7 protein-coding genes are annotated in these 13,439 nt (G+C 43.7%); all 7 read left to right on the top strand.

Going from position 1 to position 13,439, the window contains the following annotated elements; genetic code table 11:
• Positions 1–82: 82 nt before the first annotated feature.
• Complete coding sequence (locus B4Z47_RS22155; protein ID WP_286727905.1) at positions 83–2,668, top strand: alpha-amylase family glycosyl hydrolase; 2,586 nt, start codon at positions 83–85, stop codon at positions 2,666–2,668.
• A gap of 15 nt (positions 2,669–2,683) precedes the next feature.
• Positions 2,684–5,653 carry a SusC/RagA family TonB-linked outer membrane protein gene (locus tag B4Z47_RS22150; RefSeq protein ID WP_286727904.1) on the top strand — a complete coding sequence of 990 codons (2,970 nt, stop codon included), beginning with the start codon at positions 2,684–2,686 and terminating at the stop codon, positions 5,651–5,653.
• Between the two features lie 11 nt (positions 5,654–5,664).
• Positions 5,665–7,260 carry a RagB/SusD family nutrient uptake outer membrane protein gene (locus tag B4Z47_RS22145; protein ID WP_286727903.1) on the top strand — a complete coding sequence of 532 codons (1,596 nt, stop codon included), beginning with the start codon at positions 5,665–5,667 and terminating at the stop codon, positions 7,258–7,260.
• Positions 7,261–7,425: 165 nt separating this feature from the next.
• A complete protein-coding gene (locus B4Z47_RS22140) occupies positions 7,426–8,445 on the top strand; it encodes a SusE domain-containing protein (RefSeq protein WP_070567640.1) in 1,020 nt (339 codons plus the stop codon).
• 6 nt (positions 8,446–8,451) lie between these two features.
• On the top strand, positions 8,452–10,311 hold the full coding sequence (locus tag B4Z47_RS22135; RefSeq protein ID WP_286727902.1) for a glycoside hydrolase family 13 protein: 1,860 nt from the start codon (positions 8,452–8,454) through the stop codon (positions 10,309–10,311).
• Between the two features lie 33 nt (positions 10,312–10,344).
• Complete coding sequence (pgmB, locus tag B4Z47_RS22130) at positions 10,345–10,992, top strand: beta-phosphoglucomutase (RefSeq protein WP_286727901.1); 648 nt, start codon at positions 10,345–10,347, stop codon at positions 10,990–10,992.
• A 109-nt stretch (positions 10,993–11,101) separates the two neighbouring features.
• On the top strand, positions 11,102–13,411 hold the full coding sequence (locus B4Z47_RS22125) for a family 65 glycosyl hydrolase domain-containing protein (protein WP_286727900.1): 2,310 nt from the start codon (positions 11,102–11,104) through the stop codon (positions 13,409–13,411).
• The last annotated feature ends 28 nt before the right edge of the window (positions 13,412–13,439 follow it).

Below are 13,439 nucleotides of genomic sequence, written 5' to 3'. Positions count from 1 at the left end.
AGCAAATCGCCACAAGCGATTTCTTTTTACCTTGATTTCGGGAACGTTCCCAATTTCAGATTCCAAGTAAAGCTAATTATCGATGGGGAAGCATATCTCTCGTTTAATAGGGTATCTCTGGGTGATTGTCCTATTATCATCATGTGCAAATAAGAAAGATATCGTGGATGTCGAGCAACCTCCTGTTATTGAACAGCAGGGTTCTGGTTTGCTCAATCTTTCCGCCCCATTTATTTATTGGGATCAGGAAATCACCTTGCAATTTGATCTTTCGAAAGGAAATGCGGCTTTAAAAGGTAGCACTACCGACCTTTACCTACACGCCGGATTGATTCCTATCAATGGGGGCAGCTGGCAACATGTAGCAACAGATTGGTCAAAGAATGACAATGCTTATAAACTTAAATTTGTTTCTGCTGGTTTATATTCATTCACATTTACCCCCTCCAAATTTTTTAACCTGACTAATGGCGGAGAATTTGGTCAGATGGCACTTTTAGTCCGCAATGGAGATGGGTCGCTGGTCCAACGAAACAAAAATAATTCAGATCTATTTCTTCCTCTTGTAACGAGCAATACACAGGCCATTCGTTTTGTTTCGCCTACGCTGCAACCCACAGATCCAATTACCCTGGAACAGATGTACACTGTTGGAGATAATCTGAAGCTAAAAGTACAGGCAACGCAGTCCGGGAAAATCAGTATCTGGGATAATGGTTTATTGCTTGCTGAATCTTCTGCGGTACCGTCATTAGAAAAATCGCTCAGCCTACAGAGCAATGGCCTGCACGAGCTTGAAGCACGTCTTGAGGCTGGGGGCAAAATATATTTCAGTAAAGCACAGTTATTTGTGCAATCAAAACCTACCATCGCCGCACTCCCGATCGGCATCAATCCAAACGGAACAACCATAAACAGAGAAAAAGGAGAGGTCAGTTTTGCGCTCACAGCACCATTAAAAACGAGTGTGTATGTCTTGGGCGATTTTAATAACTATAAAGCGTTACCGGCCTATGCGATGAGCCAGACACCAGATGGCAAAACCTGGTGGGTTACCGTATCGAATCTGGATTTCTCTAAAAAACAGACTTATCAGTTTTTGGTGGACGGTCAGCTGAATATCGCAGACCCCTATGCTGAGCTGATTCTTGATCCGCAAAACGATGCCGTACTCGGACTGACCGCGGCGGCTGTACCCGCTTATCCCGCTGCTGCGCAGGGAGTGGTTGGCGTATTGGATCTCCCAGCCAAGTCTTACTCATGGAAAACCACGCTATTTAATAAGCCAGCTCAAGGTGATTTAGTTATTTACGAACTCTTGGTCCGTGATTTTGTCAAACAACATCAATATACCACATTGCAAGACTCTTTGTCTTATTTAAAAAGGCTGGGTGTAAATGCGGTAGAGCTTATGCCTGTACAGGAATCGGAGGGGAATTCGACCTGGGGTTATAATCCTTCTTTCCACCGCGCTTTGGATAAATATTACGGCTTAAAAAACGACTTGAAAGCCTACGTAGATGCTTGTCATGAAAATGGTATTGCCGTGATTTTGGATGTTGTTTTTAATCATGCTTTTGGTCAGTCCCCGCTAGTACAGCTTTATTTTGAGCAGGGCAACGTTGCGAGCAATAGTCCTTGGTTCAATACAGTAGCCAAGCATCCGTTCAATGTTGGCTTTGACTTTAACCACGAAAGTAGCTATACACAGACTTTTGTTAAGGATGTTTTGACCTATTGGATGCAGGAGTACAAGATTGATGGGTTCCGATTTGACTTGTCTAAAGGGTTTACACAGAAAAATTCGGGTACCTCAGAAAGTGATTTAAGTGCATGGAATGCTTACGATGCGTCACGTGTGGCTATCTTGAAGCAATACCAGCAGCATATTCGCAGCATCGATCCCTCGTGTTATATTATTCTCGAACATCTTGGCGGAGATCAGGAAGAGGCCGAACTTGCGCAATCGGGGATGTTGCTATGGAACAACATGAATGCGGTCTTCAATGAGGCGGCAATGGGCTGGAATGCCAACAACGGCTCGGATTTAGGCAGATTATTCCCTTCGGGCCATGGCATGACACAACCTTCGTTTGTGTCTTATATGGAAAGCCATGACGAACAGCGGCTGCTGTTCAAATGCCTGAATTACGGCAATTCATCAGGTAGCTATAACGTCAAGAACCTCAGTACGGCATTAAAACGTATGGAACAGGCCGCCGTGTTTTTATTGGCTTCGCCTGGACCTAAGATGATCTGGCAGTTTGGTGAATACGGTTATGATGTATCTATCGATGAAAATGGGCGCACAGGCGAAAAACCATTGTTGTGGAGCTATCTACAACAAAATGATCGCAAAAAGCTCTTTGAGACCTATGCCAAACTTACACGTTTCAAAACCAAAAATAGCATTTTCCAAAACGGGACGATTATCACATCGGCTATGAAAGATGCCGTTAAATATTTTGTTCTCGAAAAGGAGGGACAACAAGTAGGGGTACTTGGCAATTTTGGGGTAGAAAGTGTGGACTTTGCCTTGCCGGCAGCGTTGCAGGGGCAGTGGGTCGATAATTTTACGGGAAAAGAGCTCAATTGGTCAGGCCAGTCAAAATTGAGTCTCCTACCTGGGCAGTACCAATTAATAAGCAAAACAAAACTAAATAAATAAATAAACAGTTATTTTATGAACAAACAGCTATCACGTCCATTTTGGGCTCTGAGCATGCTACTCGGTGTAAGTGCTTCGGCATTCGCGCAACAGGCAACGCTAAAAGGGCGAGTAATGGACCAGAAGGGGAGTTCCTTGGTCGGTGCTACACTGCGCTTCGAGGATATTCAAAAATCACTGTCTACCAATGCGAATGGGGATTTTAGCTTGGATAGACTACAAACAGGGAAATTACGTCTGAAAGTAAGTATGGTCGGATACGCGCCCCTGGATACCTTGATCCAGGTCAACGATGGACAGAATCCGTTAAACCTTTACCTTAAATCCAATAGCAGTACACTGGAAGAGGTTGTTGTGATTGGTTATGGTACACAAAAGAAAAGTGACCTGACGGGTTCAATCAGCACAGTATCTGCAAAAGATTTTCAAAAAGGACAGATCTCTTCGCCAGAGCAACTCATTATGGGGAAAGTTCCGGGCGTACAGATTACAACAAGTGGGGGGCAGCCGGGCGCAGGAAGCACCATCCGTATCCGTACCGGAGCTTCATTGAATGCCAGTAACGATCCGTTAATTGTCGTAGATGGAATTCCATTGGCAGGTGGTTCTGTATCCGGGGTAGCTAACCCATTAAGTTTGATTAACCCAAATGATATCGAGACATTTACAATTTTGAAAGATGCCAATGCAACAGCCATTTATGGTTCGCGGGCGTCGAATGGGGTTATTTTGATCACGACAAAAAAAGGCAGTCGCTCAGGAACACAAATCAACTTCTCTACACAGAATTCATTGGCTACCGTAGCCAATAAAGTAAAGTTGCTCAACGCCGATCAAATCCGCGATTATGTCAATACAAATGGTAGTGATGCCATGAAAAAGTTGTTGGGAACAGCAAATAGCGACTGGCAGGATGTGATTTATGGCAATGCATTTACAACGGATAATAACGTTAATATTGCTTCCAAAGCGGGCAATATGCCTTACCGTATATCTGCGGGCTATATGAACCAGGATGGGGTATTGAAAAATGATAACTTAAAACGAACTACTGCTGCATTGGCATTAACGCCTAAATTTCTGGACAATCATCTTTCATTGGATGTAAATGTCCGTGGTACCTGGTCAAAATCGAAATTTGCGACACAAGACGCAATCGGAGCAGCCATTCAGTTCGACCCGACCCAACCTGTCTATGTGGATGATAAAAATAGTTTTGGCGGGTATTATGAGTGGATTCAAGGGGGGAAACCTAATCCCAATGCACCACGAAATCCTTTAGCCTTGTTGGATTTACGCAAAGATAATGGCGATGTGTTTAGAAGTATTGGAAATGCAAAGGTGGATTATAGTTTTCATTTCCTGCCGGAGCTGCATGCCAACTTAAACGTTGGATACGATCTGGCGCGTTCGAAAGGGAACACATTTACACCAGCGATAGCTGCACGTAATTTTAATGAAGGGGGTGAAAGAACCCAATATAAAACCGATATCAACAATAAAACGCTGGAGTTTTATTTAAAGTATGATAAGGAATTACCTACAATCAAAAGTACGATAGACGCGACGTTGGGCTATGGCTACTATAAAAATAGCAGTAAGGTTTATAATTTTAACCGTACAAATGCGGAAGGTGATAAGATCCTAAATGAGCCAACGCGACCTTTTGATAAACCCGAAAATCTGTTGATCTCTTATTATGGGCGTCTGATTTATACCTATGACAACCGGTATGTTCTGTCGGGAACCTTGCGGTCGGATGGTTCTTCCCGTTTTAGTCCTGATAACCGTTGGGGATATTTTCCTTCTGTAGGATTCACCTGGCGCGCCAAAAATGAAGGCTTTTTAAAAGATATAGCTGCAGTGTCCGAACTGAAGCTCCGTTTAAGTTATGGAAAAACCGGGCAGCAAGATGGCATCGCCAACTACTCTTATTTGCCTAATTATACCATCAGCGGCAACGAGTCGATGTATCGCTTTGGTGATGAATACTACTATTTAAATTCACCTGTGGCCTACGATAAAGACATTCGTTGGGAAAATACAACAACCTATAATGCCGGAGTTGATTTTGGCTTTAGCAACAATCGGGTCTATGGTAGCGTGGATTATTACTCGAAAAAGACCAAAGACCTGCTCAGCACGATTCCCGTTCCTGTAGGCTCTAACTTTAGCAATTTCCTATTGACCAACGTGGGTAACATGGAAAACGAGGGGCTGGAGTTTAATGTACACTTCGTCCCGCTAAGAACGGATAATTCGACCTTGGACATCGGTTTTAACCTAACTTATAATAAGAGTAAAGTAACCAATCTGACACAGAGTGATGATCCGAACTTTATTGTAGAGACCGGTGGTATCCGTGGTGGAACAGGCGGAAATATCCAGGCGCATAAGGTTAATTTCATGCCAAACAGTTTCAATGTTTTCCAACAGGTATATGATGAACAGGGGCATCCTGTCGAAGGTGTCTATGTTGACCGTAATGGAGATGGCGTTATCAGCGATAACGATCGCTATCTGTATAAATCACCGTTACCGAAATATCTTTTGGGTTTTACGGCGGCATACAGCTATAAAAAATGGTCGGCAACAACGGTATTGCGCGCAAATTTGGATAATTATGTCTACGACAATGTTTCCTCTAATTTGGGAAGTGGAGCTAATATCAACGATCAGGCCGTTCTGGTGATTAATAATGCGCCGGTAGATTTTTTAAATACCAATTTTCTGCTCAAACAGCTCCGAAGTGATTACTACATTAAGAACGCTTCGTTTTTGAAAATGGATAATGTTAACCTAAGTTATAACCTTGGAAAATTTATCCGGAATAGTAACGCTTCAATGTCGATTTCTGCAACTGTACAAAATGTATTTACGATCACCAATTATAAAGGTGTTGACCCAGAGATATCTAACGGTATAGACGATCGCTTTTATCCGAGGCCAAGGACTTATGTATTGGGTGTAAATGTGAGTTTTTAAACGATATAACAATGAAAAAATTAAATAAATATATAGGTGTATGCTTGCTGGCTATAGCACTGAGCAGCTGCCATAAGGATTTGGATCTAAAACCGACCAACGACGTAACTGCAGATGTAGCCTACAGTGATTTTAAAGGCTATACCTCCTCTTTCGCAAGATTATATGGATCATTGACCTTAACCAGTACATCGGGGCCGAATAACTCTGATCTGGGAGGATTGGATGCCGGTACATCGGATTTTTTACGCCTCTTTTGGAACGCACAGGAACTTACAACCGATGAGGCCGCCTGTGCCTGGCTCAATGATTCGGGGATTAGCGGACTGGATTACCTCGATTTTGACGATAGCAATCCCATGCTCCGTGGTCTTTATACCCGCTGTGTCTATAGTGCCACACTTGTCAATGAATTTTTAAGAGAAAGTACAGATGCTAAATTGGCCGAACGCGGTATTTCAGATGCCGATAAAAAAGAAATCGCTTATTATCGTGCCGAAGCAAGATTCTTACGTGCTTATAATTATTGGGTGCTGCTTGATTTGTTTGGAAATCCACCATTTGTAACCGAAGAAACTCCTGTCGGAAAAGTATCGCCGCCTCAGATCAAACGACCTGAACTTTTTGCGTATGTAGAGAAAGAGCTGTTGGAAGTTGCAGGCCAGCTAAAAGGTGCCAAACAGAATGTATATGGTCGTGTCGATCAAGTTGCGGCATGGGGGCTGTTGGCTCGTTTATACCTCAACGCTGAAGTTTACCTGGGTGCCGGTAATAAGAAATATACCGAAGCGATTACATACGCAGAAAAAGTACTGAACTCGAGCTATAGTTTGGGGACAAATTATCGGGAGCTCTTTTACGCGGATAATGATGTGAACAACCCCGAATTTATTTTCTATCTACCTTATGATGGAACCAAAACACAGAGCAAGGGTGGTACAACTTATCTGATCAATGCAGCTATTGATGCAACGATGGATCCCACTTCATTTGGTGTACCGGGCGGCGGTTGGGCCGGAAATCGGACACGCGACAATATCGCAACGATTTTCGGAGACTACAGCGGAGCAACGGACAAGAGGGCAATGTTTCACTTAAATACGAGCGTTAAAATTGAAGATATCGCCGTCTATAAGCAAGGACTGGCGGTTACCAAATTCCGCAATGTGAACAAGGACGGAAAAACTGCTCCTCCGGCAGCTGAAGGTTTCGTTGCTTCGGTGGATTTCCCGTTGATCCGTCTGGCAGAGATGAACTTGATCTATGCTGAGGCGACATTGCGTGGCGGCTCTGGCGGAAGCTTGGCCAAGGCGCTGGACTATGTCAATAAACTGCGTGTACGTGCCTATGGAAACAACAGTGGGAACTTAATGAATCTTTCTTTGGATGATATTCTCAATGAGCGTGTGAAAGAATTATACTGGGAAGGATTTAGACGTTCGGATTTAATCCGCTATGGCAAATTTACGGGTGATAATTACCTCTGGCCTTTTAAAGGTGGTGTGCTTGCAGGTCAGGCAGTTGCCGGGTATAGGACGCTGTTCCCACTTCCTGCTTCGGATATTATTGCGAACTCCAATCTTGTACAGAATCCAGGCTATAATTAATCAGCATCGGACAGGAAGACGGCGAGTCTCTTCCGGTCAATGTAGCCTTACCTGTAATAAGATAATTGTTGACAGATGAAACCGGGCAATATCTATTGTTCGACGCATTGGCGAATGGTCAGTTACCCGGGCTTTCATCAGCTATTGAAAACAAAAATTAAACAGATGAAAATTAGACACTATATCGGAATCATGCTGCTATTTATCGTGGCGTTCCAAAGTTGTAAAAAAGACGAGACGCGCGCTATATTGGCTAGCGGGGAGGACATAAAGCCGGCGACTTTAAGCCTCGATAAAACGAATGTAACCTTGTCAAAAGATAACGCAGAGGATACGGTACTGCACCTCAATATGATTCAGCCTGACTTTGGTTTTCAGGCTGCAGTGACCAATGTACTCCAGTTTGGCCTTAAAGGTGACAATTTTAAAACTGTAAAGGAAGTGGTTATTCCTAGTGGTCGGAGCACCGTAGGTTTTACGGGTTATGAGCTGAATAGCTATTTACTTGCTTTGGGTGTGTCAACAGGGACCACTTCTGAATTTGACGTGCGCATAAAGTCAAGTATCAACGCTAAAATTACGGTGGTGTATTCTGCTTTAGCTGGTCTGAAGGCGATCCCCTTCGCTTCAACAAGTTATTTATATGCCATAGGGGCTTATGAGGACTGGGTTGAAGCCAATGCTGAATCGTTGATTTCGCCGACGAGTAATGGGATCTATACCGGTATCATCAATTTTCCAGAAGAAAAATTGACCTTTAAACTGACTCCTGAGCGAAATTGGAGCAATTCATATGGAGAAACAGAGCCAGGTAAGATCGTTTACAATGGTGGTCAAGACATCAAGGCTCCACGTGCCGGTAATCTCGAATTGGAAGTAAACACAACAGCTAACACGATTTCTTATAAAGACCATAGCTGGGGCATTATTGGTAGCGCCACGCCTAAGGGCTGGGATGCCGATACGGATATGAAATTCGACAATGCCAATCAGGTATGGAAGCTCACAGTGAGCTTGACTGCAGGCGAGATCAAATTCCGTAAAAACCACGATTGGGGAACCAATTTTGGCGGGACTAATGGCACCTTGGCTGCTGGCGGTGCAAATATCGCCGTTGCCAATGCCGGTACCTATGATATTGTCGTGGATTTCAATGCAAATACTTATACGTTGACGAAGAAATAGCAGATTATGTTAAAAAGAAATATGAAGATCACCACCCTATTGGTGGCGCTAACTGTGCTTGGATGGAGCCCCTTGATGGGGCAATCCATTCAACGTGTCGAACCCTTAAACTGGTGGGTCGGAATGGAAAATCCGACGCTACAACTTGTGGTTTATGGACCTGAGATAGGAAAAAGTGAAGTTCAGATCGAAGATAAGAACATCGAACTAGTCAAAATCAATCGTGTAGAAAATCCTAACTATCTATTTTTGGATGTCAAGGTGGCTGCTTCGGCCAAACCAGGATGGTCAACTTTTACCTTTAGCCAAGGAAAGAAAAAATTAACCTATCGTTATGAGTTGAAGCAGAGAAATCAAAAAATAAAAGCACAGGGTGTGAACAGTGCTGATTTGATCTACCTGATTATGCCCGATCGTTTTGCCAATGGAAACAAAGGAAATGATCAGGTGAAAGGCATGTTGGATATGAGTTTAAACCGAGACTCGATGTATCTGCGTCATGGCGGTGATCTGGAAGGTATTATCGGAAAGCTGGATTACCTACAAGATCTTGGGGTGACATCATTGTGGTTGACCCCTGTGTTGACCAATGATATGCCCCAGGCTTCATATCATGGTTATGCCAACACCGAAACCTATCATATTGATCCCCGTTTTGGTAGCAACGATACCTATGTCCAATTGGGTGAACAGCTGCATAAACGTCAGATGAAATTGATTTTTGATGTGGTGCCCAATCATATCGGAAGTTATCATTGGACGGTGAAAGACAAGCCGATGGCCGACTGGCTCAATGAATGGCCTACCTATACACAGACATCTTACAAAGACCAGACAGTTTTTGATCCTTATGCCTCTGCAGACGACAAAAAGAAAATGGTCAAAGGCTGGTTTGTTCCCACAATGCCCGATATGAACGAACAAAACCCATACGTTCAAAATTATTTGACCCAAAGCCATATCTGGTGGATCGAGACCGCAGCAATAGATGGATTCCGAATTGATACCTATCCGTACAATGATCTGGATTTTATGGCCAAATGGACAGATCGCATTCTGCAGGAGTATCCAAAATTCACCTTTTTTGGTGAAACATGGGTACATGGTGTAGGGAACCAGGCCTATTTTCTGGGCGGAAAACGAGTTGGTCAGGAGGTGGATTCCAAGCTGATGGGCGTTACGGATTTTCAGCTTAATTATGCTATAGGTGATGCACTCAACCAAAAGACTGAGTGGACCGCCGGAGCGAACAAATTGTATTCAACCCTAGCCTCAGACTTTCTGTACCCACATCCCGAGCAAAATGTGCTTTTTTTGGATAACCATGATAAAGATCGTTTTTTCTCCGTTGTCGGTGAAAATGTGCAGAAATATAAATCGGCAATGGCTTGGCTTATGACAACAAGGGGCATCCCACAATTATACTATGGAGCGGAAATTCTGATGAAGAATTTCTCCAATCCAGATGGCTTGCTACGGGAAGACTTTCAAGGTGGTTTCGCGGGTGACAAACTGAATAAGTTTACCGCAGACGGAAGGACTAAGGCAGAGCAGGATATGTGGACTTTTGTTCAAACGCTAGCCAATTATCGTAAACAACATGCTGTATTACAAACTGGTAAAACGATGCAATATGTGCCCGAAGATGGCGTGTATGTGTATTTCCGCTACAATGAACAAGAGACGGTTATGGTCGTAATGAATTGCAACGATTCGGCGAAAGAGATCAAACTGGATCGTTTTAAGGAGAGAAACAGCAAGGTGAAATCCTATGTAGATATTATCCAAAAAAAGGAAACCACTCCAGCTGACAATACCTTGAAATTGGAAGCTTATGAGACTAAAGTGCTGGAGCTTAAGTTTTAATACAATTTAAAATTCTATAGAATTCATTTTTCAATGATTAATTATACTACAGTAAAAGCCGTAATATTTGATTTGGACGGTGTGTTGGTGGATACGGCAATCTATCATTTTCAAGCTTGGCATAGATTGGCCGAAAACTTGGGCTATTCGTTTTCCATTGTTGACAACGAACAGCTGAAAGGTGTCAGCCGGATTGAATCGCTGGAGTTTATTTTAAAATGGGCTGGGCTGGAAAAGTCCGAAGCTGAAAAAGCGGATTTACTGGTGCTTAAAAACCAATGGTACCTGGAGTTGATCGAACAGCTGAGCCCTGACGACCTGCTTTCCGGTAGTTTGGAACTTTTAAAAAAGCTACAGGAAAAGGGAATTAAGATTGGACTTGGCTCGGCCAGCAAGAATGCAATGGGTATCCTTGTAAAAACTGGAATTATAACCTATTTCGACGCGCTGATCGATGGCAATGTTGTGCAGCTTTCTAAACCCAATCCGGAAGTTTTCCTTAAGGGGGCTGCGGTGCTGGAGATTGAGCCGACCCACTGCCTGGTGCTGGAAGATGCTCAGGCTGGAATAGATGCAGCAAGGGCAGCCGGTATGCAGGTAATAGGTGTAGGCCTGGAGGAACATCTCAAGGGAGCGGATTTGGTCGTCGCGGATTTAGGGATCTTAGTCGATAAATTTTAAAATTTAGGAGAAATTCAATAGCGGGAAGCATGATGTAGATGGTATCGGTAAATAGGGCAATCATTTATTTGCCCTCGGTTCCCATCATGTAGTGAAAAACAATAAAAAGATGAAAACATATATCAAACATAACCCTTGGCAAATTATCGAAGATACATTTCGCCCCGAACATAATGAATTTTCGGAAAGTATCTTCGCTATTGGTAATGGTCGGATGGGGCAGAGGGCTAATTTTGAAGAAAAATTCAGCGGGAAATCCTTGCAAGGGTCGTATTTGGCCGGTATTTATTATCCGGACAAAACACGTGTAGGTTGGTGGAAAAATGGGTATCCGGAATATTTCGCCAAGGTCATCAATTCCATCGATTGGATAGGCCTGCATATTCTGGTCAATGGGCAGGTGCTCGATCTGAATAAAGTTACGGTTAAATCTTTTGAACGCCGACTGGATATGCAGCATGGCGTTTTATACCGCAGTTTTGTCGTGGAAATGCCCGATGGAGCACAGCTTAAGGTGGAAGCAAGCCGGATGTATCATCTGTTTGCTTCCGAAACAGCTTCATTGCAGTACAACATCCAGGCGCTTTCTGGTCCAATTGCATTGGAGATCAGGTCGCCGTTAAATGCTGAAGTCGTTAACCGTGATAGTAATTATGACGAGCAATTTTGGGAAAGTAAAGCGCAGGGTAGGGATGGTGAAAATACCTTTGTGGTAGCGCGCACCAAGAAAACGGGTTTTGAGGTCTATGCCATGCTTAAAACGAGTGTAGCAGGTCCAACAGCGGTCGTGGAAGTGCAAGATACCGTCGCAAGTCCGGGTTGTATGACGGAGATCTATCAGACGGATCTTGCCGAATCGCAAATTTGTCGTGTTGAGAAGCGTGTTGCTATTGTCACCTCGCAGAATCACCCGCCAGCTCAGTTAAAAGAGGCTGCTTCGGCTAATCTACGCCAATTGGATGTGCTGAGTTATGAGCAGTTAAAGGCTCAACAGGCAGCAGCCTGGCAAGCGATCTGGGCAGAAAGTGATATTGAAATTAGTGGCGATGTTGCAGCGCAGCAGGCAATACGCTACAATATTTTCCAGCTTAACCAGACGTATACCGGCGAAGATGAGCGCCTCAATATTGGTCCGAAAGGTTTCACAGGTGAAAAATATGGTGGTGTCACGTATTGGGATACCGAAGCATATTGTATTCCATTTTACCTCGCAACACAGTCACCAAAGATTGCCCGTAATTTGTTGATTTATCGTCATCAGCAATTGGAAAAGGCAATCGAAAATGCGGCTAAACTCGGCTTTAATCGGGGCGCAGCACTCTATCCCATGGTGACGATCAATGGTGAGGAATGCCATAATGAATGGGAGATTACATTTGAGGAGATTCATCGCAATGGAGCCATTGCATTTGCGATCTATAACTATGTCCGTTACACCGGAGATCAGGATTATATCTGGTCACATGGATTGGAAGTTTTGGTTGCGATAAGCCGTTTCTGGGCACAGCGTGTCAATTGGAGTGGCGATCGCCAGCAATATGTTATGTTGGGCGTGACGGGACCAAACGAGTATGAAAACAACGTAAACAATAACTGGTATACCAATCGTATTGCTTCGTGGTGCCTTCAATATACACTGGACTGTTTAAAAAAGTTGGTGCAGCTGAGCGACGGGAATGCTGACGTATTGAAAAGGAAGCTGGCCGTAGCATCGGAAGAACAACAAAAATGGCAGCACATTGTCGATAACATGTATTATCCGTTTGATGCGCAACGCAATGTGTATTTGCAGCAAGATGGCTTTTTGGATAAAGAGCTGATTCCAGTGGCAGAACTTGATCCCTCTCAACGCCCTATTAACCAGCATTGGAGTTGGGATAGGATTCTGCGTTCCTGTTATATCAAACAGGCCGATGTATTGCAAGGTTTTTACTTCCTTGAGGATCAATTTGACCTGGACACCCTAGCTCGACATTATGAATTCTATGAGCCTTTTACGGTGCATGAAAGTTCACTCTCTCCCTGCGTACATGCGATATTGGCGGCTAAATTGAACAAGCCGGAAAAAGCGTATGAATTCTATCTGCGCACCTCGCGTTTGGATCTGGATGATTACAATAACGATACCGAAGACGGTTTACATATTACATCGATGGCGGGTACCTGGATGACAATCGTAGAGGGCTTTGCAGGAATGCGGATTAAGGAAGGACAATTGTATTTAGATCCGATGTTGCCCAAAGAATGGGAAGGCTATAAATTCCGGGTGTTATTTCGTGGAGCGACTTTACTGATTGCAGTAGATGCCGATGGCTATACGATCGAAAATGTCAGTGATACTGCAGTCCATATCCAGACGGTAACCGAAGCTTTCGTGCTGCCTGGGCAAAGCAAAAAACAGGTATTTCAGCTGAGATAAACCCCAGTTTTCAGCAGTGAAAGAACCT

Origin of the sequence: Sphingobacterium sp. UBA2610, assembly GCF_002339225.1 — a bacterium.
Taxonomy (GTDB): domain Bacteria; phylum Bacteroidota; class Bacteroidia; order Sphingobacteriales; family Sphingobacteriaceae; genus Sphingobacterium; species Sphingobacterium multivorum.
Note: the sequence above shows the minus strand (reverse complement) of the source record. Positions and strands in the feature narration are given on the sequence as shown.